The sequence below is a fragment of the Streptococcus parasanguinis genome (genome assembly GCF_047463195.1).
Lineage (GTDB): Bacteria > Bacillota > Bacilli > Lactobacillales > Streptococcaceae > Streptococcus > Streptococcus parasanguinis_R.
This window is the reverse complement of the sequence record NZ_JASHEI010000001.1, coordinates 1-24,734: the sequence shown is the minus strand read 5'-3', so window position 1 is coordinate 24,734 and position 24,734 is coordinate 1. Positions and strand designations below refer to the sequence as shown.

Below are 24,734 nucleotides of genomic sequence, written 5' to 3'. Positions count from 1 at the left end.
TTGTTCATGAATCCGTTTTCAAATAGTGCTATAATATATGTGAGGTGCTCATTATGAAAGCTATTCACAGAAGTACACGAGATCACTCGATTCAATTTTTTTCGCGCCTACTCTTTCTCCTCTTAGTCGTCAATACCTTGATCAACCTTTTGATTGGTGGGATTAGCCGAAATTTTATTAAACACCAAAATATGCTCCATTTAGAGGACTCGATTCATATCTATGCGGATTCCTTAAATACAGAGCTTCACTCCGTTGAGCGTTTTATGTACAGTACCATTAGTCACAATGACTATTTGACAGAGCTCAATACCCCACTTGATTTCACAGATTTTCATGAAAATCTAAAAAAACTGCGGATTGATTTCACGGAGTTCCAGTACCAGATGGATAGCCCCATCACCTTTTTCATAGAGACAAGAGATATCCCCCATTTTTTCAATGCCTCCAGTCTTCAACTGCCCTACCTGGACTATGTACAATTGAAAGATCATCTTAAAACCTATGACAAAGAAACAGACAAGACCAATCAAAAATGGCAACGAATCAGCCTGAACCAGCATGATTATCTCTTAAAATCCCTCCATTACAAGGGCAAGGCTATCTATGCCATCATTTCTACCCAGGATATTTTAAAACCCTTGCAAAAGCTCAATATTGGAAAAAAAGGGCGCTTATCCATCGATCGCCCCAACCAGATCCATGCTACAGATTCCGTCATTCAAGCCGGTAGCAATCAAACCCACCTGCCTTTTGATCTGTATGTGACGGTCGATTACGGAGACGTTTTCCGTACAAATATCGTACTGGAAACCCTTCTCTCCTTGGTCCCTTTGATCATCGCCGTTCTCTCTACCATTCTGATCCTTTATATTCGTCAACGGATGATCCAACCGATGAAACGACTCACCCAACGTCTTTCGCAGCTAGATGCTGCTTCTACCAAGCTAGATGTGATCGAAGACCAAGGGATCTTAGAGATCGATCAGGCCAATCACAAGCTCAATCAGGTTCTGATCCATATGAAAGACCTCCAAATTCGAGCCTACCACGCGCAACTCAATCTCAAAAAAGTCGAACTCAACTATCTCAAAAATCAAGTCCGACCCCATTTTTACCTCAACATGCTTTCCATGATTCACAGCATGCTCCAAACCAAGGACTATAAGGAAATCGAGGAGTTGACCAAGGTGACTTCCAACTACTTGCGTCACCTCTTTCAGGCCAATCAAGATTTCAATCGCTTAGCAGATGAAATCCAACATATCCGAAATTACCTAGAAATCCAGAAAATCCGCTATGGGGACAGTATCCACTTTGACCTGGACTGGGATCCTGGTCTAAAAGATGCGGCTATTCCACCCCTGCTTTTACAAACCTTTGTGGAAAATGCCATCAAACACGGCTTTTCCTTCCAAGATTCCTTCCACATTCAGCTTTCCATTCATGAAGAAGCAAACCAACACCTTGCCATTTCCCTTCAGGATAATGGTCCTGGTTTTAGCTCCGCTATCTTACAAGATCTAGAAGAGAAAAAATCCTTAGTCACTGAAGATGGCCACCACATTGGTTTGACCAATGCACGGGAGCGACTAGATCTCCTCTATCCAGATCACTACACGCTTCAATTTTCAAATGGATCCCAAGGAGGTGCCCGCATCCAACTGAGCCTTCCTTATGAACCCTACAAAGGAGACACACATGAATATCCTACTCGTTGACGATGATCGTTTTATCATTAAAGCCCTACAGGAAACCATCCATTGGGAAGCCTTGGGCATTGAGCAGGTATATACTGCCTCCAGTCTGAGCCAAGCCCAAGCCATCATTCAAAGTCACCCGATTGCCCTCATGATCAGTGATATCGAGATGCCACAAGGCAGTGGGTTAGATCTCCTAGCCTGGGTCCGGTCAGAAAAATATGACATTCAAACGATCTTCCTCACCAATTATGCTGATTTTAATTATGCCCAAAAAGCCATTGAACTCCAAAGTTTTGAATACTACCTCAAACCGATTGACCCCGACCGCTTAGAATTTATCATTCAAAAAGCACTCAATAAGATCAAGCGCCACAAGAGTGCGACCCAATTAGCCCAGCAAGGGCAAAAAGAAGCTGAATTTTGGCATGACTACTTGCGAAAACCGCGTCCATCTCAAGCAGAACAGCTCCTTCAAGAAGTGACAAAACGGGGTTATAGCCCCAAACCACATGAAGACTACCTTTTGGTCCTCATCACCCTCCACTTAGTTGAAGAAGACTTTCAGCCCAGTGTCCCTTCTTGGCGCTTGCAGCTCCGCCATTGTATCAAGGATCTCTCCCTGGATTTCCCTGTCCACTACTGCGCTCTCAGTAAAATCGAAAACCAGACCGATCGCTACCTCTGCCTCTTCAAAAAAAATCAAAACGCAGAGTGTGCAGACTTCCTAAAGGCCATCCAGCAGAAGATCCAGCAAGACTTAGACCGATCCTCAATCCTTCTTTACTCAGATACGATTTCCCTTGAAACCCTCTTAATGAAGGCTCTTCAACTCTGCCAATACAGTGACGAACAAGTCTTTCATTGGAACAGTATCCACTCCTACACTTCCAGCAATCCAGAAGCTCAAAAACCCGCATATCGGACATCGCTCACGTTTACAAATCAGCTGGAGACGGAACAGCTCCTCCAAATCATTCATAGCTTAGAGAGTCAGGATCGCATCCCGCTCTCGGCTCTTAGCAAACTCCAGCTAGACTGGACCCAGCAGATTGGGATTTACTTGGATAAAAACGGAATTCTCGCTCACAAGTTATTTCAAAACAAACACCATCAATTTCTCTTCGAACGACGTTTTCATGCCATCGAAGCTTTTGAAGCCTATATCGGAGATTACTGGAGCTCGGCTCGCCATTATGTGATTGATCTTGAACACCAGTCCAATCTCATCCAGCGGATCACTGACTACATAGACCACCATTACAAGGAGGATATCAGTCGCACCAAGCTAGCAGAGATGGTTTTTCTTAGTCCCGATCATCTAGCACGGATTTTTAAGCGCGATACGGGCACTACCCTGATGAAATACATCACTGATAAACGAATGGCCGCCGCAAAAGAAATGCTCTCACAAAGCGATACCCCTATTTATCAAGTTGCTCTCCAAGTTGGCTACGACAACTACTCCTACTTTACAAAGGCCTTTAAACAAAAAGTCGGTCTCTCCCCAGGAGATTACCGCAAACAATGCCAAGAGGTCTATTAAATACAAAAAAACCTTTGAAAAAGAATTTCTTTTCAAAGGTTTTATTTTCTTTTCTTCTTCATTTCTTTTTCAATCGCACTTGCAATTTTCTCCACCATATAGGCCGTTTGAAGATTGCGCAGGATCAAGAGGGCCCAAAAGAATGCAAAGAGCATCTGACCCGCCATGGTCGCTTCATTGAAAAAATAAGTCTCCATAGCAGTAAAGACTGCTATCACTGCAAATTGTTTTGTATTCATATCATTATTTTACCATGATTCGGTAAAAAATTCATGTATTAATCGTCTTGAAGGGTAATTTTATCGGATAGGAAGGTAAATTCCTCAGGGATGACGCTTTCCTCTTCTTCCACCACTTCGGCTTTTTGTCCACGCGTCTTAGCGGAAAACTCTGCCCGGATTTGAGTCCACTCCTCTAGAGAAACTGCTAGAATCTCTGGAGAGAAGCCTGCAGCATTGCTGAGGATATTGCCAAACATGGTATTGAGGTTTTCCCGCTTCATGGTCTGTTCGGCATTGAAGGCCGACTCAAAAGCTAAAATCGCGTGATTTTCATTGGCAGCAACCGGTTGAGATCCGATCAAGAGAGCCTTATCTGCACCTGCCAAGCTTTCGATAATTTCCCCCCATGCATTCTGGAGGCGGATCAAGTTGGTTCGAGCCAGTTCTGGGTTTTCGACTGCCTCTTGTAAAATCGCGTTCACCTTGTTGCGATCTGCTCGGTAGCCTTTACTAGATTTGGTTGGACGAGCTACAGGAGGTTTTGAGGCAGGAAGGCTACCACCAGCTTGGGTCAATTGTTGCTTGAGCTGAGCGACTTCCTTCTTCAAGTCTTCCAGCTGAGCTAGCACATTGGAAGGAAGTTCAACTACTGCAGCGTTAGAAGCTTGAGCCGTACTTTCCGCCAATTTAATGGTCATCATTTCAGTATAAATGCGCGGTTGCAGGCTGTTTTTGATATCTGATAGACTAGTCGTCGCCTGATCAATCAGAGCAAAGAGACGAGCTTGATCGGCTACAAGGTTGGCCGCGAATAATGCACTAGCATGGGTATTTTCTCCACCTGTCTGAACAATCAAGAGATCTCTCAGGTATTGAAGTAAGTCCGCGACAAAACGAGCCATATTCTTGCCATTATCAAAGATAATCGCGAGCTGGTCGAGCGCCGCTGTCGCATCATGAGCCAGGATGGCAGCCACGTACTGATCGAGCGCAGCTAGACTGATGGAGCCGGTGATCTCTTCGGCAATCGCGGTCGTTAACTCACTACCTGCAGTCAGACTAAGGGCTTGGTCCAAAATGGACAAGGCATCCCGCATCCCACCTTCAGCGCGTCGAGCGATGATCTGCACAGCATCTGCTTCATAGGCAATCCCTTCTGTAGCTAGGATGCTTTCCAAATGGTGAACGATATCTGGCAGTTTGATGGATTTGAATTCAAAGCGTTGGACCCGTGACAAAATAGTTGCAGGAATTTTGTGCAACTCTGTCGTTGCGAGGATAAAAACTACATTTTCCGTCGGCTCTTCCAGCGTCTTCAACAAGGCATTAAAGGCCCCTGTCGAGAGCATGTGGACCTCATCGATAATGTAAACCTTGTGCTTGGCTAGACTTGGAGCATAGGTCGACTTGTCGCGAATATCGCGAATTTCATCGACCCCATTGTTAGAGGCTGCATCGATCTCGATAACATCTTCAAGACTCCCATTGGTAATGGATTCACAGATATAGCAGTTGTTACACGGCTCCCCATTGACTTGATTAGGACAGTTCATAGCCTTAGCAAAGATCTTGGCCACACTGGTTTTCCCAGTACCACGAGGTCCAGAAAAGAGATAGGCATGGCTGATCTTGTCCTGCTCGACGGCCTGTCTCAATGTCCGTGCCACCACTTGCTGGCCAACCAATTGACCAAAGGTCTGGCTACGGTATTTCCGATATAAAGCTTGATACATTAGTTCTTAACTCCAAACATCTTAAAGTCCCAGTTTGTCTTTTCGATCAAGAGAGCGACAAACTCTTCCAAATACTCCTGATCCAGCTGATCATAGTCAGAGACACACTCCGAATCCAGATCTAAAACTCCAAGGAGCTGACCGTCCTTGACCATAGGCACCACAATCTCACTCATAGTCCGACTATCACAGGAAATATAGTTGGCATGCTGGCGCACATCATCGACAATCATGGTTTCCTGCTTTTGAGCTGCTTCTCCACAGACACCCTTTCCAAGAGCGATATGGACACAAGAAACACCTCCCTGAAAAGGTCCCAAGATCAATTCCGTTTGGTCATACAAATAAAAACCCGCAAAGACCGAACGAGGCAGGGCTTGATTTAACAGCGCACTGGCATTGGACAGATTAGCCAAGGCATTGCTTTCTCCTGTTAAGAGAGCGTCTAACTGAGCCAGCAAGAGCTGGTATTGTGATTCTTTTTCCGAATGTTTCATACCTTCCATTATACCAAATATTTGCCCAAAAATTAAGCTTCAAACAGCGAAAGAAAAGAGAGTGGGACAGAAATCGGTAATTCATTAGAATTCGATTTCGTCGTCCCACCTCTGCACAGTTGAGTAGGGCTGTAAAAGCTGATGAAATCAGCGTAGTAGAGCCCACTCAACCACTGCGTCTTGCTCGACAATCCAAAGATAATGGAGAGGCTAGGACTTTTGTCCCAGCCTCTGGAATATAGATAAACTAATTTTTAGTAAAATAACTTAAGCGATTCTGAAAAGAGATAAAATCGAGGTCTCATTAATTTAAATTGATAAAGAATATACTAAACTTTCCGCTGTGAGAAAAGTGCCTGAAGCTTAACTGCTTCAGGCACACGGAATTATTGAGACCTTAGGCTCAATAATTAGTCATGGAACTTCTTAAAAGAAGTTCGCTGACGTCCGCACTCACCTAAGGAAAGTTTTTTATGATACCTTTATCTATTCATGCAGCCGATTGAAGTGAAAGACTTCAAAATATTGAATGGCCCGGTAGATTAAAAAGATGGTCAAGATGATGGCCACCAGCCAAATCGTCTTTAGTCCATAAAACTGGATCAAGTAGGTCGAAAAGATGGCCCCACAGACGAAACTCCCGATCAGGCAGGTCATAAAGATGGCTTCCCAGAGGAATTTCATCTCCCTGTCTCTAACAAAATTTCCATAAGCTACCATGGTTTTCTTGAGATTTCCGGTCATAAAAGAGTGGTTGTAGGCATAGCTACCTACTTCTCCAAATGAGGTCGCTACGATTCCCAAACTCAGTCCAAAAAAAGGCACGATGAAGACATTTTTTACCGATGCTGGCAAAAATCCCGTCACCAAAGTTGTGAGGATATAGGGCACTAGGGTACTCAAGCGCCAGACTGAATTATCAATCAAGCGACGCAAGACCGTCATTAAAAAGATCCCCAGCATAAAGGCCAGCATCGTGGCTAACTTCACTTCTACATCTGAGATCTGCTGGCCGATCAAACCAACCGATAGAAAGACCACATTTCCCGTCTGGCCTGCCGCCAAGGTCCCACCCCGACAAATAAAGGTATAAGCATCTGAAAAACCAGCACACATGGTCAATAAACAAGCGAACGCCTTAGTCCGCGAATGAAACTCCCTTTTCATTTTCATTCTCCTTAGGAAAAAGAGGGAGTGGTAGAAAATATTTAAATAAACATTTCCCATACCACCCCCACAAAGTTGATTGAGAACTCTTCTGAGTCTTTTAGCGAATGAAGAGTCTCACCAACTACTGAGACATTCCGTAATTCCAACTATTGTTATAGGATTGGAGATCGATTGCCCTCTTTCCCCTATTTTATTTTCCCTCACGCGCTTCGTTGAGGATTTTTTCAATCTTGGTTGTGATCAAATCAATCGCTACCGTGTTGGTCACTCCTTCAGGAATGATCACGTCCGCATAGCGCTTGGTTGGCTCAATGAACTGATGGTACATGGGTTTCACCACTCCAAGGTACTGCTCAATAACACTATCGAGACTCCGTCCACGCTCCTCCATATCGCGTTTGATCCGGCGAATGATCCGAACATCATCATCCGTATCCACAAAGATCTTGATGTCCATCAAGTCTCGAAGGCGCTTGTCTTCAAGGACTAAGATTCCTTCCACGATGAAAACATCTTGGGGCTCCTGACGATAGGTTTTGCTACTGCGCGTATGCTCTGCATAGTCATAGGTTGGAATATCCACCGGACGACCCGCCAAGAGTTCATTGATCTGCGCAATCATCAAGTCCGTATCAAAGGCAAAAGGATGGTCATAGTTGGTCTTGATCCGCTCCTCAAAGGTCAAATGACTCTGGTCCTTGTAATAAGAATCATGCTCAATCATAGCAATCTTTTCATTCGGAAAATTAGCCAAAATGGCACGAGACACACTGGTCTTTCCACCACCAGAACCACCAGTAACACCAATAATAATAGGTCTATTTTGCATTTTCTACTCCATTACCTCTAATCGCTTGAAAAGGTCCTAACCTCTCCATTACATCTTATCCATTTTACCATATTTTTGCCTAGACTTGAATCATTTTTTCTGATGAAATTTAGAGTAGAAAAGGACCTTGCGGTCCTTTCATTATTTCACTTTTTCTAATTTTGCGGCAAATTCATTACCACCATGTAAGACGAGTATATTTTTTCCACCGTTGACAGGTACGAAACAATAATTTGAATTAGCTTGTATATAGACTTCCTTAGCGCTCTTCACTTGATAGCCTTGTGATTTCACCGCTTCTTGAATTACGTCAAATGTGTGTTCGATCTCTTCTTTAGAAGTCGTGTCTCCATCATACTTTTCTGAATCAGCTAGAGAATAGAATGCGTAAGCCTTGCTATCGTAATACTTATCACTAATAATTCCGTGATCTGAAATCTGAACAGTTGTATTATCTCCTTCTGTCACATTCTTCCATTTTCCAACCATGGCCTTTGGTGTTTCAACCTTGTGATAGACCAAATTATCTTCAAAGTTTCCTTGGTATGACTTATAAGTTTTCAAATCGAATAAATCATTTCTTAAAATAATATTGCTTCCGTCTTTTTGTAGCAAGTTATAGCGTGTGTTCCCACCAGACTTAATAACAACTATTTCTGTCGTCTTCAGGTTAAATTTCTTATCGACATCCGCAAGTGAATGCAAGTCTGTTGCATTTAACAAAGAAAGTGCTGTATTAAATTCTTTTTTCGCTTCATTGCCCTTGAGAACCTTTTTGATGGTCTCACCACCATTAACTCTTTGTTTCTTTCCGCTTAGTTCATAAGTGACCGGACTTGAATCCGTATCTCGCAACCAAACGCCATCTACACTTGGTCCACCTGAAAAGAAAAAGAACCAAGCAAAAGCAATCACTGCGACAAGTCCTCCAACTGCGCCCCCAATCTGTGCTTGTTTATTGAAAGAAAATGTCAATTTTTTCGGTCTTGGAACAGGTTGCAAGGTTTTCGCCGATGGCTGTGGTTGGACAAAAGCAGTCTGCTCTTGTGAAAGAGGTGCGCTAGGTGCAACAGGTACTTCCTGAGCTGGAGCCTGCGCTTCAATTGTTGGAGTCGTTGCTTCTTTGCGCTCTACGACAAACTCCCCTTTTTCACGCGCTTCTTGAAATTCTTGCATACTTGGCTTACGACCATTGATCGCTTCAAAGTATTCAACCCAATCTTTTTGATTCATAATATCCCCCTTATTGATTCATCATAAAAACTAACCATATTATACCACAAATCAATGGTTAATTTTTTGATTTTCAGAAAAATATCTGAAAAAAGTCCAAGTGATTTTCCACTTGGACCTTCTTCATTATTTCAAAACTTTTTGTGTTTTCGCGTAGTTGGCTTCTACAGCTTCTTTTTCAGCCTTCCACCAGTCTTGGTGGTCTGTGTACCACTTGATGGTATCTTCCAAACCTGCTTCAAAGTTTGTGAATTGTGGTTCCCAACCTAATTCTTCACGCAATTTGGTTGAATCGATGGCATAACGCAAATCGTGACCAGCACGGTCTGTTACACGGTCGTAGGCGTCTTTTGGTTGACCCATTTTTTCAAGGATCAACTCCAGCACTTCTTTGTTATTCTTTTCACCATCGGCACCGATCAGGTAAGTTTCACCAATACGGCCTTTAGTAAGAATCGCCCAAACACCAGTTGAGTGGTCGTTGGTGTGGATCCAGTCACGGACGTTCTTCCCTTCACCATAAAGTTTTGGCTTGATGCCAGACAAGATATTGGTGATTTGACGTGGGATGAATTTTTCGATGTGTTGGTATGGCCCGTAGTTGTTTGAACAGTTAGAAATCGTTGCTTTAACACCAAAGGAACGAACCCAAGCCTTCACGATCAAGTCTGAAGCAGCCTTGGTTGATGAATAAGGTGATGATGGGTTGTATTTTGTTTCAGCAGTGAATTTTTCACCAGGACCTTCCCCATGTCCAGGAAGATCTTCGCGCAATGGAAGGTCTCCATACACTTCGTCTGTTGACACGTGGTGGAAACGAATGTCGTATTTACGAGCCGCTTCCAAGAGTGTGTATGTTCCAACAAAGTTTGTGTAGATAAATGGAGATGGGTCTTTGAGGGAGTTGTCATTGTGGCTTTCAGCCGCATAGTGAACAATCGCATCAGCCTTGGCGGCCAATTTGTCAACTAATTCAGCATCAGCGATGTCTCCCACCACCAACTCAACACGATCTCCAAGGATTTCTTCGATATTGGCACGGTTTCCAGCATAAGTAAGTTTATCAATGACAGTCACATGCACGTCTGGATGGTTGTTGTAGACATAGTGTACGAAGTTTGAACCGATGAAACCAGCGCCACCGGTTACGATGATGTTTTTGTATTCAGTCATTTTTTCTCCAAATAATTTTTAGTTTTGATTGTTCCTTTAGCTAGTGAGGGACGCCAGCAACCTTTCGGTTTCATGGCTAAATCCGAAGCCAAAGTCTCCGGATTTCCTTACAAGATTCCCTGAGGGAATCTTGTTTTCACTAGGACAGGAACAATCTTATAACGCTCCTTGCAGTCGCGATACTGCTATGCAAGGTTCATTCTTACAAATCTTCTGCTTTTAGGGGTTTAACATCTTTGAGCAATGGGTGGTTCTTGTCTGCTTCTGAGACTTCTGCTTCTTCCAAGTTTTCCCACTGGATGTCTAGGCTTGGATCTGCATAATTAACAAAAGCATATTTTGGTTTGAGTTCCAGTGCCCAGTAGTCATTGACTAAGTAGGTATAAGCCACTTTATCCGTCAAAACTTGGAACCCATTGGCTACACCACGAGGGACGAAGATGCCTTTTGAAGCATCGATCACGGTTTGGTAGGTGTTCCCAAAGGTCTCACCTTCACGAAGGTCTACCCAAGTACCGAGAACCTTTCCTTCATCTGCTACAGAGATGTACTTGTCCCAGGGTTCTGCATGCAAGCCACGCAAGACATTCTTACGAGAGAATGAAATGTTATTTTGCAACTTGCCTTCTGCAAAGAAGCTTTCAGGGAATCCAAGGGGAAGCATCTTCTCTTTTTGGAAGTTTTCCTTGAACCAACCACGGTTGTCTCCACGAACTGGAATATCAAACTCCATCAAACCTGGGATCGCTTCAATCTTGCGGGCTGCTAATTCTTTCTCGAAAAATTGTTCTGTCATTAAGCTTCTCCAATCAAACGGAGCAAATATTGTCCGTATTCGTTTTTCTTCAATGATTGCGCTAATTCATAGACTTGCTCTTTAGTAATATAGCCCATACGATAGGCAATTTCCTCAAGGTTGGCTACTTGAACGTTTTGCAAGCGTTGAACCGTCTCGATATATTGAGAAGCCTGCAAGAGACTTTCATGAGTTCCTGTATCCAACCAAGCAAAGCCACGGCCCATGAGCTCAACAGAGAGATCTCCACGCTCCAAATAGGCCTTGTTGACATCGGTGATTTCAAGCTCTCCACGAGGACTTGGTTTGATGTTTTTGGCAATCTCTACTACATCATTGTCATAGAAGTAAAGACCAGTCACCGCAAAGTTTGATTTCGGATGTTCTGGTTTTTCTTCGATAGAGATGGCATTCATATCCGCATCAAACTCTACCACACCAAAACGTTCTGGATCTTTGACTTGGTAACCAAAGACAGTCGCGCCTTTTTCTTTCGCTTCCGCCCGTTGCAACATCTTGGTTAAGCCATTTCCGTGGAAGATATTATCTCCAAGAACGAGGGCAACATGATCATCACCAATAAATTCTTCTCCAATGATGAAAGCTTGCGCCAAGCCGTCTGGGCTTGGTTGCTCAGCATAAGAGAGAGAAATACCAAGTTCAGAACCATCTCCAAGAAGCTCTTCAAAACGAGGAAGATCCTGCGGAGTTGAGATGATCAGGATTTCTTTGATCCCTGCCAACATAAGGGTTGATAAAGGATAGTAGATCATTGGTTTGTCATAAATGGGCATCAACTGTTTGGAAGCGGCACGAGTCAAAGGATACAAACGAGTACCTGAGCCACCAGCTAAAATAATACCTTTCATAATGTTAGGCCTTTCTACGTAGTCATTACCCTTATTTTATCATGTTTATATAAAAAAGTCACCTTGCATTTGTGTTACAAGGTGATGACAGGAGATGAGCGTTGTAGAATTGTTAGCATTGGTCTTAATCATCATTCAAATAGATTACTGCTCCTTAACTGAGTCGTCTGAAAACCTTACCTTGTAGTAGAGCCCACTCAACCACTGCGTCTTGCTCGACAATCCAAAGACAATTGAGAGGTTAGGACTTTTGTCCCAGCCTACTTCGTCACATATTGTTCAACTGGATAATCCGCTGGATCTAAGCGCACCTTTCCTCCTACCACTAGTTGGGCCAGGTGCCACCCAATAAGGGGACCAGTTGTGAGGCCAGACGAACCGAGACCACTTGCGACATAAAGGCCTGCTTGATCAGGAAGGCCTCCCCAAAAGGGCGAGAAGTCACTGGTGTAGGCCCGGGTTCCCACGCGCTCCCCGATAACTTCCGCTTGAGCCAAGTCTGGATAATAAGACAAGGCCTCATCTTCCATCTGATTGAGTAAAGCCTGGTCCACTGTCAGGTCAAAGCCCATCTCATTCTCATGAGTGGCTCCCATACTGATCTTGCCCTTTTGGAAGGGAATGATATCCAGCTCTCCTTCTGGCATGACCACCGGATAATCATCCGTATCTAGGTCTAGCTGATAATCTCGCAACTGTCCTTTTTGCGGACGGACATCGACTTGGTAGCCAAGTGGCTCGAGGATTTGCCCCAACCAAGCTCCTGTTGTTAGGATGACTTGGTCATAGCTTACTCCTGCAATCTGATAGCCAGCAGCCGAGACTGAGAGAGCAACCTCTTCCTGGATCACTCGTGCCCCACTTGCCTTCAGAAGAGTTGCCGTCAGAAGGGCTCCCTCTACATGGGCCCCACCCGAGGCATAAAGGAGCTGTTCAAAGCCTTGCAGACCTGGGAATTGTTGGGCCACTTCTTCTGTAGTCAAAATCGATAAGTCTCCGATTAAGGGAGATTCTTCCCGTCGACTCAACGCCAACTGATAGAGTTCATCTAATTTCTCTTCCTTCTTCTTAAGGAGATAGACCCCAGTCTGCTGGTAAAAGTCTGTTTCGATTCCGTCTTTGGCTAGGTCCTCTACTAATTCTTGGTAGAAATCAGCTCCTAGCCGAGCCAGACGATACCAGGCCTTGTTTCGCCGCTTGGAAAACCAAGGGCTAATGATCCCAGCTGCTGCCTTGGTTGCTTGGCCAACTCCGTGATCATAGACGGTGACATCTATCTGTGCTTCCTTGGATAAATAATAGGCTGCAGTGGATCCTACGATCCCTGCACCGATAATGGCAACTTTCATAACAACCTCTTAGATATGGTAAAAAGGATTGGTGCTGGCTTGACTGCCCAGCACTTCGATCTCCCACGCTTCTTCAGACTTCCACTGATTGAGCTTTTCGACTAATTTTGATACAAAGAGAACTTCAATATGGTGACCTGGATCCAAGGCCAGGAGACCATCGCTCAGCATGTCTTGAGCCGTGTGGTAGTAAATATCTCCTGTGATGTAGACCTCAGCCCCCTTAGCGAGAGCATCCTTGTAAAAGGATTGACCACTTCCGCCACAGATAGCGACGCGTTCAATCACCCGTTCCAAATCCGCCTGGTCATAATGAACCAAGCGCAAAGCATCTAAGCCAAAGGTTTCTTTGACCTTGCCAGCCAACTGGCCAAAGGTTTGAGCTGGTACCTGACCGATACGACCAATTCCGAGTCCTTCTCCTGTCATGCTGAGGGGCTCTGTATTTTCAATTTCTAAAAGTTGGCAGAACCAATCGTTGAGCCCATCTGGGACAATGTCAATATTGGTATGGCTGACATAGACCGCAATATCATGCTTGATCAAGTCAATGTAGATCTGATTCTGAGCCCGATCGGCTACCAAATCCTTAATCGGACGAAAAATGGGCGCGTGCTTGACGATGATCAAGTCTACCCCATGGGCGATAGCTTCAGCCACCGTCTGCTCACGGATATCTAAGGCCACCATGACCTTGTGGATGTCTTTTTGCAGGGTACCGACCTGTAAGCCACGGACATCTCCCTCCATGGAAAGTTCTTGAGGACAGTAGGCTTCATAGCGTTTGATAAGTTCACTTGCTAACATGTAGGACCTCCTTGATGTGAGAGATGCGCTCTTCTAACGATGCTCTGGCGGACTGATTCTCAACTGGGACCTGCTCCAAGGCAAAGGCTAATTTCTCCACTTCCTTGGACCACTTTTGGACAAAGGCTGGTGCTTGTTCCCGCATCAAATAGGGACCAAAACGCAGTTCCTTAGCTGACAACTCTTGAGAACCAAGCTCGACCACGAGGATCTCATAAAACTTCTCATTTTCTTCCAAGATAGCTTCATCAACAAGGCGAAAATCATGATCTACTAACCAAGACCGCAGTTCATCCTCCCGATTATTGGGTTGCAAGACCAAGCGAGAGACACCGGCTAATTTCTCAAGACCTGCTGCCAGGATATCCGCAATCAAGCGCCCGCCCATTCCTGCGATGGTGATGCAAGAAATGTCATCGGACAGTTCAAATGCAGCCAAACCATTAGCTAGACGGACCTCGATTTTGTCATCTAAGCCATTATCGGCGACATTTTGCAGGGCGGATTGATAAGGCCCCTTTACTACTTCCCCTGCAATAGCAGCCTCAATTTTTTCTTCCTGCAAAAGGGCGATTGGTAGATAGGCATGGTCACTCCCTACATCTAGAAGACGAGCTCCAGCTGGGACGAAGCTAGCCACCAAGTCCAACCGATTTGATAATTTTGTAAATTCCATGTGCTTCTTTCTATACTTTTATTCCACCCTTTAGTATACCATGTTTGCACCATTAAAAAAAGGCGCAACGGCGCCTTGTCAAATTGCTTCTATATTGTTCTAGCTAGATATATAAATTGAGAAGTCTCTTATTTTTGGAGCCAATAAAATACGTATTGAGTTTCCGCAGTGAGAAAGGTGCATGGAACTATTTTGTTTCATGAACCCGGGAGTTTTGAAACCTTAGGTTCAAAACTAAGTCATGGAACTTCTACGAAGTTCGCTGACATCCGGACTCACCTAAGGAAAATCTCAATACAATTGAATTATCTATGCTTAGACTTTAGTCAATTTCCTTATATTCTACTTCCAAGCCACGTTTCACAGCGGGGCGATTGGCGATTTTCTCTGTCCAAGCTTGCAGATGCTTGCATTCCTTCACATTTAGGAAAATCCCTGCACGGTCCCAAACCTTGTCTTGGGCTAGACGGCCATACCAAGACCAGATGGCAATATCTGCAATGGTATAGTCATCCCCTGCGATATAAGGTTTAGTGGCCAGCTCCTTGTCCAGTAGGTCCAATTGGCGTTTGGCTTCCATGGCAAAGCGATTGATAGCATACTCGATTTTCTCCGGCGCATAATGGAAGAAATGACCAAAGCCTCCCCCTAAAAATGGTGCCGCACCCGTCTGCCAGAAGACCCAGTTGAGCACTTCTGTCCGTTTAGCCAGATCAGTCGGGATTAATTGGCCAAATTTTTCAGCTAGATACAGGAGGATATTGGCTGATTCAAAGACACGAATGGCTTCCTCTCCTGATTGATCCAACATGGCTGGAATTTTCGAGTTAGGATTGATGGCTACAAAGTCACTACCAAACTGATCTCCTTCGCCAATCTTGATCCGATAAGCGTCATAGCCTGCATCCACTCCCAGCTCTTTGAGTTCTTCAAGCATAATGGTGGCCTTGATCCCATTGGGTGTTGGAAGGGTATAGAGTTGGAAAGGCTGGTCGCCTTTTGGAAGAGTTTGTTCAAAGCGGGCACCTGCTGTTGGTTGGTTCAAGCCACCCCAGGCTCCTCCCATTTGGCTCGGTGCTTCCCATACTTCTGGTAATTGATAATCTGACATCTCTTTTCTCCTTTGTCTATGTTACTACTAGCATATCAAATCCAATCGCTAGTTTCAAAAATCTGCTACGCTGGCTTTACTTGACTTTTCTTGGCAAAATGATAGTATAGAAAAAATACATTTTGAAGGAGAAAAAACATGTCCACGATCGACTTTCATAGTTTGGCAAAGACAGAACTACACTGCCACTTAGACGGTTCCTTGTCTCTTCCGACCATTCGCCAATTGGCAGCCATGGCCAATATTGACCTCCCTGCTAGCGATGAGGAGCTCAAGCACCATGTCACTGCACCTGCCCACTGTGAGAATCTTTTGGACTATTTGGAGGCCTTTGACTACATTCGCCCTCTCCTTCAAACCAAGGAAGCCTTGACCCTTGCTGCTTACGATGTGGCCAAGCAAGCTGCTTTGGAAAATGTCGTCTACATTGAGGTTCGTTTTGCCCCAGAATTGTCCATGGACCAAGGGCTCACTGTTCCAGAAACAATCGATGCTGTCTGTGAAGGACTGCGCCAAGCCCAGGATGAATTTGGCATTGTTGCAAAAGCCTTGGTCTGTGGCATGCGCCAGTCCGATCAAGAAGTCACATCTCGCATTCTTGCAGAAGCCAACCAAGTTAGTGATCAGGATTTTGTTGGTTTTGACTTTGCCGGGGATGAGCACAACTACTCTCCAGAAGATATTCGACCTCTAATTGAGCAAGTCAAGAGTTACCATCGGCCCATGACGCTTCACGCAGGTGAGTGTCATTGCCCACACTTTGTTGCCCAATCGATTGCATTTGGTATCAAACGCAATGGCCACGTGACAGCTCTATCTCATGAACCGGACTTACTCCAATCCTTTATTGAAAATGGGGTCACTGGTGAACTCTGCTTGACCAGCAACTTACAGACAAAAGCAGCACCGAATATAGAAGATTTTCCTTATTTGAAGATGAAGGCGGCCGGAGCTCGGATCAGTATCAATACCGATAACCGGACTGTATCTGATACCGATCTTACCAAGGAATATGCCCTCTACCATCAGCGCTTCCAAACCAAGGAAACTGACTTTTACCAGCACAATGTCGATGCCATCCAGGCTTCCTTTGCTAGTGAAGAGGAAAAACAAGAACTCCTTACCAAACTAAAAAAAGCCTACGCGGACTATCTATAAACAAAAAATGCTAGCAATATATGACTGCTAGCTTTTTGAATGGTTAAAAAATATTTTTTCAATTAAGAACCTATTTGTTTCAGTAAAAGTAATGTCTTATTTTTATATTATTCAAGTATAAACTAAAAATTTTCCGCCGTGAGAAAAGTGCCTGAAACGTAATTGTTTCAGGCACTCGGGAGTTTTGAGACCTTAGGCTCAAAACTAAGTCATGGAACTTCTTCGAAGTTCTCTGACGTCCTTAATCACATAAGGAAAGTTTCTAGGAAAACTTTACCTTCCTTCTGCAGCTAGCACTCAATTAAGTACTAGTTTTTTTAATCCTTCCACAAATCCATGGCCTTCAAGAAATCGTCTGAAACCGTCACATTGCGTGGGTTGGCTTGCTCGCGTTCCTGCAGTTTCGCCTCTACTTGGACCAGGCTGTTAATACCTTCACTGCGCCAGTTTCGCAAAATGGCCTGGATATATTTCCAGTGCGGCTTGCCGTTAAAGACAGCTTCTCGTAATGCTGCCTTGATCACATCTGGATCTGTCTGATCCTCGCGCACAGTCTTGGTCAGGTCTTCAATCTCAAAAGGTGTCAAGAGTCGTCCCAGTTCTTGTTGGAAGGTTTCCACCAAATCCTTGATGACATTTCCCTTAGCTGGCGCGCTTTGTGCCTTCCCTTGTGATTGGGCTTCTAAAATCTCATCCAAGCGCTCCAGGGCAATGGTCGCATCAAAGATGGCTTCAATCTCGCCATTGAGCTCAATAGTCCGGTATTGAAGGAGTCCCTTAGTGGTCAAATTGGACATAATCCGATTGACCTCTGTCACCGTTTTTCCTAGATGACTAGCAATCTGATTAGGAGTCAAGGCCTCTTGGCCGGTCGTATTTTGAAGGAAGAAAAACTGCCAAACCAAGTAGTCATCTGCTTGGTCAAACAATTCATGATAATGAAAAAGCAAGGCACTTGGAAGAACCAAGTTGCCATACTTAAATGCTTGTGAATATGTCATAATTCCCCTTTATAGGTAACCATAAAATGAAATATCTTTTTCCAATTCTTCCAAGCGGTAAGGTGTTTCTTGATAAACCGCATAGTTGATCCAATTACTAAAGAAGGTCGTTGCAGCTAGATTCCAACGAATGCGAGGCTCTGTATTAGCGTCATCCCCATCAAAGTAATTCTTGGGAACGTCCGGATCCAAGCCCGCCTTGACATCTCGGTGGTATTCTTTTGCCAGTGTATCGCGATCATATTCCAGATGGCCAAAGCTATAGACCTCACGCATGTCTGGACTAGCAATGATGGAAAGTCCAACTTCATTTCCCTGAGCGATCACTTGAAGATTGCTCTTTTCAAGGACTTCCTTCAAAGGAATATCTGTATAGCGAGAATGAGGGGCAAGGAAGCGATCGTCAAATCCTCTCATGAGCAGACTATCAGGACGCACCACTGCTTGGTCATAGATACCGGATAGCTTGTCACAGAGCTCTACTTTTTGAATCCCGTAGCGGTGATACAATCCAGCCTGGGCTCCCCAACAAAGGTGTAAGGTAGAAAAAACATGACGCTTGGCCCATTCAAAGACCTGGGTTAATTCTTCCCAGTAGTCCACTTCCTCAAAGTCCATCTTTTCGACAGGCGCCCCCGTCACAATCAAGCCGTCATAGTAATTATCCTTGATATCCTCAAAAGTCTTGTAAAAACTCTCCATATGCTCGGCCGCTGTATTTTTAGACTTATGGCTCGCCATATAGAGGAAATCTACATTGATCTGCAAGGGCGTATTGGCCAGGAGGCGTAGCAGTTGAGTCTCAGTTGCTTCCTTAGTCGGCATGAGATTCAAAATCAGAACATTTATAGGACGAATATCCTGGTGAGTTGCTCGAACATCATCCATGACAAAAATATTTTCTGAACGAAGAATATCTACTGCAGGTAATTTTTTATCTAGTGTAATTGGCATAAAAAGCTCCCATCGTGCAAGTTCTTAACTAACATTATATGATAGGAGCTTATAGTTTTCAATTATGGTTTTTCTGTATCCAGTTATAGTATTAGACTATATCAGTAATGCATCAAAACTTTGTAGTCGTAATCGCCGATCGCTTCGCGACCTTTCAATTCATCCAACTCGATCAAGAAGGCACACCCTGCAACGATCCCACCGAGTTTTTCGATCATTTCGATGGTTGCTTTCACCGTACCACCAGTCGCCAAAAGGTCATCAACGATAAGGACGCGTTGACCTGGTTTGATGGCATCTGCGTGCATGCAGAGGGTATCCACACCGTATTCTTTTTCGTAGTCAGCAGAAATGACTTCACGTGGCAATTTACCAGGCTTACGAACAGGCGCAAATCCAATTCCCAACTCAAAAGCGACCGGACATCCAACGATGAAGCCACGCGCTTCAGGACCAACGATCATGTCAATTTTCTTATCCGTTGCGTATTGAACGATTTCACGAATCGCATAACTATAAGCATTGCCATCTGCCATCAAAGGGCTGATATCACGGAAGGTAATTCCCTCTTGTGGATAGTTTTCAATGCTTGCAATGTAATCTTTTAAATTCATGGTTAACTTTCTTTCATAAAAAATTTTTACATTCCATTATACCATGAATTCCACTAACTTGCATCATTTTTTGCCAAATCATTTTCCCAAGCTCCCGCGTCAAAAGCAAAAATCCCACATCCGAAAAAAGATGTGGGATTGGGTTCCAAAAAAACTTACTATTCTTCTATCAATTTATTGTACTCGATTTTCATATCCCCCAAGTTTTTTAAGGAATAACGGGAGCTTCCATTCTTGAACCAGGTACCGAGGATGTATTGCTCAGCGACTTTCTTGCTTTGGTTTTTCAACCACGTGCGGTCTTTGCCGTAGGTGGCAAGTTGATCAAGAATTTGCTGGCCCACGTAAGTAGTATCTTCTTTAGAAAGGTAGACCTCCTTCTGGAAAAATAGCTTTTTAGATGAGTCGTATTTAAATATAAAACCAAGTGTCACACCTTTTTCCAATTGAAGATCATACATATAGGTCCCGTTGGGAGTTCCCCTAAACATCATCACGGACAGTTCTTCGTTAACATCGACAATTCCTTTAGAATAGGGGTAGGTCTGAAAATCCTCGTCTTCTTTCCAGATACCATCGTTTCCTATCGTTTCTGTATAGGGCTTAAACATCATATAGCGCATCAATCCACCATTTTCGGAGTAGTTGATTTCTTCCATAGGGTTTTTCAGGCTCAGGTAGATTCCCAACCAATAAAGAGCTAAAAGTAGGAAAGGGATGAGCCAGAGAAACTGCTTTAGGTGTTTTTTCATAAGGCCTGTCCTGTTAGATAGTCATAGATTTCACGAACCGTCCCAAGGGCCATCAACTCCTGCTCTTTCACCGTTTGTTTGAGATTTTGGTAGATGCTGCTTTCAACGATTTCCCGTTTTTCTGCTTCTTTATTGACCTTCATGACCCCATTTTCAATGGTCACAAAGCCCAGCTCTTGGAAGATCTGGATCATTTTGACCAAGAGGATCTGCTGGATCTTGAGATAGGCTGCTAGGTCTTTGAGTTTGTAGCGGACATCAAACTCTGGGTATTGGTAAATAGTTTTATAGAGTTTGGCATACTGGTCCCTGCTACCGTAGCCTGTCAGATAGTAGGCTTTGGGGATCTCATTTTTGAAATAGACAGCCTGGAAATCATGCTCTTGAAAAATTTGCCGTAAGGACTCTATATCCTCAGGGATATTTTCAACCACTACAGCAGAAGCATCCGCTAGATCTGGTAGTTCTTGGGTAAAATCAAGAACCGGAACACCTGCAGGGAGACTGGCATTTTTTGAGCGGATATTGAAGAGCTGCACTCCGTCCACACGCGCATCAACCAGCATGAGCTGAAGGGTCGTTTGGCCATTCCATTGGTTGACTGACAATTGCACAGCTAGCTCAAGGTCTTGCGCCTGGGCAAACTCCGTCTCTAAGCTACCCAAGCCAAAGGCAACCACCTCAAAGGTTGCATCTTCTTGAGAAATTTTGAGTTTCAAGTGGGTATTGCCGGCTCCCATTGAACGTGCTCCTTCTACCTTGAAATTACGGACCAGAAAGACCGGCTTTTTATTATCCATGCCAAAAGGACTCAAGCGCTCAAAGCTTTTCAAGGTCTCAAGCGTTAATTCTGTTAAATGCAGTTCCTCGTCAATGGCTAAGCTTGACTTGCTGCTGAGATCAATCTCTTGCTCTCGAATGTAATCCGTAAGGGCCTGAGACAAGGCAGGTAGTTGGTCCACCTCGAGCGTCATCCCTGCTGCACCAGCATGTCCTCCAAAGACGACAAAGAGCGACCGGTGAGGATCGAGAGCCTCAAAGATATTGACCGACTCAGGACTCCGAGCGCTCCCTTTAGCTCGTCCATCTTCGATGCTTAAGACGACGACCGGCTGATGTAGCTCTTCTAATAAACGACCGGCAACAATGCCAAGAACCCCAGGATTCCAACCTTCTTTTGCCAAGACCTGGGCGGACAAGCTCGGATCGACCATGGCTTTGGCTTCGTCATAGATACTTTGGACAATCTCTTTTCGTTCTTCATTTTTCTGATGAATCATGAGGGCAATTTCGTGCGCTTCTTCATCATCAAAACCAGTCAGTAGTTCGATGGCTGGATTTGGGTCATCGAGGCGACCAAGGGCATTGAGACGAGGGGCGATCTGAAAGCCAATTGTTTCTTCATTGACATCCTCCGGACGAATCCCAGCGATCTCAAAGAGCTCTTGCAAGCCCATGCGCTGGGTATGTTGGAGAACCCCCAGGCCGTATTTGACCAGAATTCGATTTTCATCTGTCAGACTCACCATGTCAGCGATGGTCCCGATGGCTACCAAGTCTAAAAGATCAACTGGTACTTCCTCTAGGAGGGCACAGGCCAACTTAAAGGCTACACCACAGCCTGCTAGATAATGGAAGGGATAGGCCGCATCTGGATGCTCTGGATGGATGATCGCATAAGCATCCGGCAAGACTTCCGGCATAGAGTGGTGGTCCGTCACGATAACATCAACTCCCATGGCTTGAGCCATGGCAATGGCTTGATTGCCCGCCACACCATTGTCCACCGTAACAATCAGGGAAATGCCTTGCTGCTCGATAAAGTACTTATAGACACTCTCATTGGGACCATAGCCGTCTGTGAAGCGGTTGGGTAGGTAGACTTGCACCTCTGCTCCCATCTGCTCCAAGGTTTCCTTCATAATAGAGGCCGAAGTCATCCCGTCCGCGTCATAGTCTCCATAGATGAGGATCTGCTCGTAATCTTCGATGGCCCGTCGGATGCGCTCCACTGCCTTGTCCATATCATGGAGCAAATAAGGGTCGTGAAGGTTCTCCAGCTTGGGTTCTAAAAAGTCTTCTAAATCCTCTTTGGTCTGAATGCCACGCTCATACAGCAAGGTTGCTACGGATGCTTCTAGGCCTGCTTTTTTGACAAGGGCTAAAAAGGTCTCATCTGCACTTGGCGAAGCTAACTGCCAATCGTATTTTGAAGTGATCATCTAGCTTTTGGTCTCCTCTTTTTCTTATCTGAATATTATAACATGAAAGGCTAAAATGGCGGGAAATAAAAGGTCGACTTATACAAAAACCAAAATCAACATTTTTCGTTATTTTTGTTGCATTTAACTTGACTTATCATACTAAAAGAATATAATAATGATGATAATAATCTTTTAAATATGCAATGGGATGATTATTCTGTTAAAATTTGCAACGTTTATTATCACTTTAACATTATGACGCTTGTCATTTCCCTTGTTTTTCTATCTAAACAAACGTAGTTAGAGGGTTTGAGCTGATTTTATCGGTGGGTTTGTTTTCTTTTATTGCTTAAAAGGGAGCAAACATTTCATCAATCTATCTTAGACTGAGGCAGCTGGTTTCATGGAGTAGAAATTGGAAGCCTTTCTGTTTTAGGATATATCACTATATAGAAAAACCTCGGAACGGGCAGGCCGAAGAAAGGAAATGAGGCCAATTGAAATCTCTTTATAAAAAGATAGTTGCATTTGTAGCTATCATCGGTGTGGTAGCCTTGGGCTTGTCTGTGATCAAACCCGTAAGCGCGGCCACTGTTTCACCAACCGTCACCAACTTAAAGGCCCAAACAAATGGACAAAAGGTTACCTTTTCATTTGACTGGGATTTAACTGGTAAATCAGTTAAAGACGGTGATACATTTACTATTGACGCTCCAGAAGGTGTTAATATCACTGAAATTGCAACTCAATCACTCCAAGCAAATGGAGCTGAAGTCGCAACCATTTCAATGACAAACAAAAAGATTACTTTCACCTTTAAAAAAGCAATCGAATCCATGAACCAAAACGTTAAGGGTGGTTTCTCATACAAAGCAGAATGGGATAGCACACCAGGAAATCCTGGAAATAAAACTGCCACTTCTAAGGTTGGATCTGAATCCGTTGTTATCACTCGTCCTGACGGACCTGGAGTATTTGAATCTGTGTTGAACAAGTACAACCTTACTGGTGACTATGTAACTAAGCAATTCAAATTAGACGCATCTGAAAACTATGCATGGTTGAATGTTGGAGATGACTACTATCTAACAAAATGGTTCATCCGTATCAATGGAGATGGTAAGAAACAAGCCATCACAAACCCTGTTGTGTCAGATAAAATCCAAGCCCCAGCAGTCGATTACTCAAAAATCACTTTTGCTCCTGCTGCAAACCACGCTGCAAGTGAATTCTTTGTGGGAACTTACTTAAAACCATCCTTCACTTTAAGAAAAGGTGGACAAGTAGTTGCTTCTGGTTGGGACTTCTGGAAACATGTGAAATTCGATGCAGATGGTAATGGATTTACCGTAAACTTATCAGATGTCAGTGATGTCTTTAAAACAGCATCTAGTGATGAATTGATCGTTGAATACCAAACATTAATTCCTAAGACAACCATTCGCGTTGACAACAATGCTACATTGACAGCTGATGAAATCACAACACCTCAAACAGACCCAGCCTTCTGGAACAACACTGAATTGAAATACTGGGTGAGCGGTGACAAAACTGTCACTGTTCAAAAAGAATGGGTTGGTGATGAAGAGTCTGACCGTAAAGATATCACTGTTCAATTAGTAGCTGATGGTCAAAAATTAGACGGTCTGACGAAAACTCTAACAAAAGATTCTGGTTGGAAAGCTGATTTCACTAACTTACCTGGTATCAAAGACGGTAAGAACATTGAGTACTCCGTAGTGGAAACCAACACTCCAGAAGGTTACACTTCTAAAGTTGAGAAAATTGATGAAGACAACGTAATTAAAGTAGTCAATACATCAAACAAACCAACTACAACAACCACTACGACTACTACAACTACAACTACAACTACGACTCAAGAGCCTACAACTACAACCACTACGACTCAAGAGCCTACAACTACAACCACTACGACTCAAGAGCCTACAACTACAACCACTACGACTCAAGAGCCTAAGACTACTTCAACTACAACTGAAGAGCCTAAGACTACTTCAACTACAACTGAAGAGCCTAAGACTACTTCAACTACAACTGAAAAGCCTAAGACTACTTCAACTACAACTGAAGAGCCTAAGACTACTTCAACTACAACTGAAGAGCCTAAGACTACTTCAACTACAACTGAAGAGCCTAAGACTACTTCAACTACAACTGAAAAGCCTAAGACTACTTCAACTACAACTGAAGAGCCTAAGACTACTTCAACTACAACTGAAGAGCCTAAGACTACTTCAACTACAACTGAAGAGCCTAAGACTACTTCAACTACAACTGAAGAGCCTAAGACTACTTCAACTACAACTGAAGAGCCTAA

General features: G+C 44.0%; 22 protein-coding genes. 4 read left to right on the top strand and 18 right to left on the bottom strand.

All coding sequences use genetic code 11. The features are described 5' to 3' along the window. Positions 1 to 53: 53 nt before the first annotated feature. Positions 54 to 1,721 (top strand): sensor histidine kinase, encoded by a 1,668-nt coding sequence (locus tag QM870_RS00110; protein ID WP_414367967.1) that lies wholly within the window; start codon positions 54 to 56, stop codon positions 1,719 to 1,721. Continuing rightward, entirely contained in the window at positions 1,702 to 3,246 is a 1,545-nt protein-coding gene (locus QM870_RS00105; protein ID WP_414367965.1) for a helix-turn-helix domain-containing protein, read from the top strand. Before QM870_RS00110 ends, QM870_RS00105 begins: the two co-directional genes overlap by 20 nt. A 41-nt stretch (positions 3,247 to 3,287) precedes the next feature. Here QM870_RS00105 and QM870_RS00100 read toward each other — a convergent pair whose 3' ends face one another. From QM870_RS00100 to yghU, 13 genes are all read right to left on the bottom strand, one after another. Next, positions 3,288 to 3,485: a DUF3272 family protein gene (locus QM870_RS00100; protein ID WP_013903789.1), complete on the bottom strand. Its 198-nt coding sequence runs from the start codon at positions 3,483 to 3,485 to the stop codon at positions 3,288 to 3,290. A gap of 38 nt (positions 3,486 to 3,523) precedes the next feature. Further along, positions 3,524 to 5,200, bottom strand: a complete 1,677-nt coding sequence (gene dnaX, locus QM870_RS00095; RefSeq protein ID WP_414367962.1) for a DNA polymerase III subunit gamma/tau — start codon at positions 5,198 to 5,200, stop codon at positions 3,524 to 3,526. Then, positions 5,200 to 5,697 carry a GAF domain-containing protein gene (locus tag QM870_RS00090; protein ID WP_414367960.1) on the bottom strand — a complete coding sequence of 166 codons (498 nt, stop codon included), beginning with the start codon at positions 5,695 to 5,697 and terminating at the stop codon, positions 5,200 to 5,202. Before QM870_RS00090 ends, dnaX begins: the two co-directional genes overlap by 1 nt. Before the next feature lie 486 nt (positions 5,698 to 6,183). Continuing rightward, complete coding sequence (locus QM870_RS00085; RefSeq protein ID WP_277838803.1) at positions 6,184 to 6,864, bottom strand: YoaK family protein; 681 nt, start codon at positions 6,862 to 6,864, stop codon at positions 6,184 to 6,186. Positions 6,865 to 7,057: 193 nt separating this feature from the next. Further along, positions 7,058 to 7,696 (bottom strand): uridine kinase, encoded by a 639-nt coding sequence (gene udk / locus QM870_RS00080; protein ID WP_003007856.1) that lies wholly within the window; start codon positions 7,694 to 7,696, stop codon positions 7,058 to 7,060. 141 nt (positions 7,697 to 7,837) lie between these two features. After that, the gene (locus QM870_RS00075; protein ID WP_414367958.1) at positions 7,838 to 8,929 is read right to left on the bottom strand and encodes a hypothetical protein; all 1,092 of its coding nucleotides are present in this window, start codon (positions 8,927 to 8,929) and stop codon (positions 7,838 to 7,840) included. A 126-nt stretch (positions 8,930 to 9,055) separates the two neighbouring features. Beyond that, complete coding sequence (gene rfbB / locus QM870_RS00070; protein WP_414367957.1) at positions 9,056 to 10,102, bottom strand: dTDP-glucose 4,6-dehydratase; 1,047 nt, start codon at positions 10,100 to 10,102, stop codon at positions 9,056 to 9,058. A gap of 202 nt (positions 10,103 to 10,304) precedes the next feature. After that, positions 10,305 to 10,898, bottom strand: coding sequence for a dTDP-4-dehydrorhamnose 3,5-epimerase family protein (locus tag QM870_RS00065; protein ID WP_003007862.1), 594 nt, complete (start codon positions 10,896 to 10,898; stop codon positions 10,305 to 10,307). Further along, the gene (rfbA, locus tag QM870_RS00060) at positions 10,898 to 11,767 is read right to left on the bottom strand and encodes a glucose-1-phosphate thymidylyltransferase RfbA (RefSeq protein ID WP_414367955.1); all 870 of its coding nucleotides are present in this window, start codon (positions 11,765 to 11,767) and stop codon (positions 10,898 to 10,900) included. The genes QM870_RS00065 and rfbA overlap by 1 nt, the downstream gene beginning before the upstream one ends. 260 nt (positions 11,768 to 12,027) lie before the next feature. Beyond that, the gene (locus tag QM870_RS00055) at positions 12,028 to 13,116 is read right to left on the bottom strand and encodes an NAD(P)/FAD-dependent oxidoreductase (RefSeq protein ID WP_414367953.1); all 1,089 of its coding nucleotides are present in this window, start codon (positions 13,114 to 13,116) and stop codon (positions 12,028 to 12,030) included. Positions 13,117 to 13,125: 9 nt separating this feature from the next. Continuing rightward, positions 13,126 to 13,923 carry a Nif3-like dinuclear metal center hexameric protein gene (locus QM870_RS00050; protein ID WP_414367951.1) on the bottom strand — a complete coding sequence of 266 codons (798 nt, stop codon included), beginning with the start codon at positions 13,921 to 13,923 and terminating at the stop codon, positions 13,126 to 13,128. After that, entirely contained in the window at positions 13,910 to 14,599 is a 690-nt protein-coding gene (locus QM870_RS00045) for a tRNA (adenine(22)-N(1))-methyltransferase (RefSeq protein WP_414367949.1), read from the bottom strand. Before QM870_RS00045 ends, QM870_RS00050 begins: the two co-directional genes overlap by 14 nt. Positions 14,600 to 14,921: 322 nt before the next feature. Next, the gene (gene yghU, locus QM870_RS00040) at positions 14,922 to 15,710 is read right to left on the bottom strand and encodes a glutathione-dependent disulfide-bond oxidoreductase (protein WP_414367946.1); all 789 of its coding nucleotides are present in this window, start codon (positions 15,708 to 15,710) and stop codon (positions 14,922 to 14,924) included. 138 nt (positions 15,711 to 15,848) lie between these two features. Between yghU and add the strand changes: the two genes are divergently transcribed. Continuing rightward, entirely contained in the window at positions 15,849 to 16,868 is a 1,020-nt protein-coding gene (add, locus tag QM870_RS00035; protein ID WP_045759625.1) for an adenosine deaminase, read from the top strand. 317 nt (positions 16,869 to 17,185) lie between these two features. Here add and QM870_RS00030 read toward each other — a convergent pair whose 3' ends face one another. The 5 genes from QM870_RS00030 to recJ form a co-directional block, all read right to left on the bottom strand. Further along, entirely contained in the window at positions 17,186 to 17,869 is a 684-nt protein-coding gene (locus tag QM870_RS00030) for a DnaD domain-containing protein (RefSeq protein WP_118398563.1), read from the bottom strand. A 9-nt stretch (positions 17,870 to 17,878) separates the two neighbouring features. After that, on the bottom strand, positions 17,879 to 18,823 hold the full coding sequence (metA, locus tag QM870_RS00025) for a homoserine O-acetyltransferase MetA (RefSeq protein ID WP_024055870.1): 945 nt from the start codon (positions 18,821 to 18,823) through the stop codon (positions 17,879 to 17,881). 101 nt (positions 18,824 to 18,924) lie between these two features. Continuing rightward, positions 18,925 to 19,437, bottom strand: coding sequence for an adenine phosphoribosyltransferase (locus tag QM870_RS00020; protein ID WP_045759627.1), 513 nt, complete (start codon positions 19,435 to 19,437; stop codon positions 18,925 to 18,927). A gap of 158 nt (positions 19,438 to 19,595) precedes the next feature. Further along, positions 19,596 to 20,189, bottom strand: coding sequence for a TipC family immunity protein (locus tag QM870_RS00015; protein WP_414367942.1), 594 nt, complete (start codon positions 20,187 to 20,189; stop codon positions 19,596 to 19,598). After that, entirely contained in the window at positions 20,186 to 22,411 is a 2,226-nt protein-coding gene (gene recJ / locus QM870_RS00010) for a single-stranded-DNA-specific exonuclease RecJ (protein ID WP_414367940.1), read from the bottom strand. The genes QM870_RS00015 and recJ overlap by 4 nt, the downstream gene beginning before the upstream one ends. Positions 22,412 to 22,890: 479 nt before the next feature. On the opposite strand from recJ, the gene QM870_RS00005 reads away from it, so the two are divergent. After that, positions 22,891 to 24,734, top strand: a 1,844-nt coding sequence (locus QM870_RS00005) for an Ig-like domain-containing protein (protein WP_414367938.1), incomplete at its 3' end; no start/stop codon positions are given.

Excerpts from the sequence above, each read along its gene's own strand:
- QM870_RS00050 (WP_414367951.1), bottom strand. The coding sequence starts at position 13,923 with ATGTTAGCAAGTGAACTTATCAAACGCTATGAAGCCTACTGTCCTCAA.
- QM870_RS00020 (WP_045759627.1), bottom strand. The coding sequence starts at position 19,437 with ATGAATTTAAAAGATTACATTGCAAGCATTGAAAACTATCCACAAGAG.
- udk (WP_003007856.1), bottom strand. The coding sequence starts at position 7,696 with ATGCAAAATAGACCTATTATTATTGGTGTTACTGGTGGTTCTGGTGGT.
- QM870_RS00015 (WP_414367942.1), bottom strand. The coding sequence starts at position 20,189 with ATGAAAAAACACCTAAAGCAGTTTCTCTGGCTCATCCCTTTCCTACTT.
- add (WP_045759625.1), top strand. The coding sequence starts at position 15,849 with ATGTCCACGATCGACTTTCATAGTTTGGCAAAGACAGAACTACACTGC.
- QM870_RS00075 (WP_414367958.1), bottom strand. The coding sequence starts at position 8,929 with ATGAATCAAAAAGATTGGGTTGAATACTTTGAAGCGATCAATGGTCGT.
- rfbA (WP_414367955.1), bottom strand. The coding sequence starts at position 11,767 with ATGAAAGGTATTATTTTAGCTGGTGGCTCAGGTACTCGTTTGTATCCT.
- QM870_RS00045 (WP_414367949.1), bottom strand. The coding sequence starts at position 14,599 with ATGGAATTTACAAAATTATCAAATCGGTTGGACTTGGTGGCTAGCTTC.
- QM870_RS00065 (WP_003007862.1), bottom strand. The coding sequence starts at position 10,898 with ATGACAGAACAATTTTTCGAGAAAGAATTAGCAGCCCGCAAGATTGAA.
- QM870_RS00090 (WP_414367960.1), bottom strand. The coding sequence starts at position 5,697 with ATGAAACATTCGGAAAAAGAATCACAATACCAGCTCTTGCTGGCTCAG.
- QM870_RS00100 (WP_013903789.1), bottom strand. The coding sequence starts at position 3,485 with ATGAATACAAAACAATTTGCAGTGATAGCAGTCTTTACTGCTATGGAG.
- QM870_RS00030 (WP_118398563.1), bottom strand. The coding sequence starts at position 17,869 with ATGACATATTCACAAGCATTTAAGTATGGCAACTTGGTTCTTCCAAGT.
- metA (WP_024055870.1), bottom strand. The coding sequence starts at position 18,823 with ATGCCAATTACACTAGATAAAAAATTACCTGCAGTAGATATTCTTCGT.
- dnaX (WP_414367962.1), bottom strand. The coding sequence starts at position 5,200 with ATGTATCAAGCTTTATATCGGAAATACCGTAGCCAGACCTTTGGTCAA.
- QM870_RS00105 (WP_414367965.1), top strand. The coding sequence starts at position 1,702 with ATGAATATCCTACTCGTTGACGATGATCGTTTTATCATTAAAGCCCTA.
- rfbB (WP_414367957.1), bottom strand. The coding sequence starts at position 10,102 with ATGACTGAATACAAAAACATCATCGTAACCGGTGGCGCTGGTTTCATC.
- yghU (WP_414367946.1), bottom strand. The coding sequence starts at position 15,710 with ATGTCAGATTATCAATTACCAGAAGTATGGGAAGCACCGAGCCAAATG.
- QM870_RS00055 (WP_414367953.1), bottom strand. The coding sequence starts at position 13,116 with ATGAAAGTTGCCATTATCGGTGCAGGGATCGTAGGATCCACTGCAGCC.
- QM870_RS00110 (WP_414367967.1), top strand. The coding sequence starts at position 54 with ATGAAAGCTATTCACAGAAGTACACGAGATCACTCGATTCAATTTTTT.
- recJ (WP_414367940.1), bottom strand. The coding sequence starts at position 22,411 with ATGATCACTTCAAAATACGATTGGCAGTTAGCTTCGCCAAGTGCAGAT.
- QM870_RS00085 (WP_277838803.1), bottom strand. The coding sequence starts at position 6,864 with ATGAAAAGGGAGTTTCATTCGCGGACTAAGGCGTTCGCTTGTTTATTG.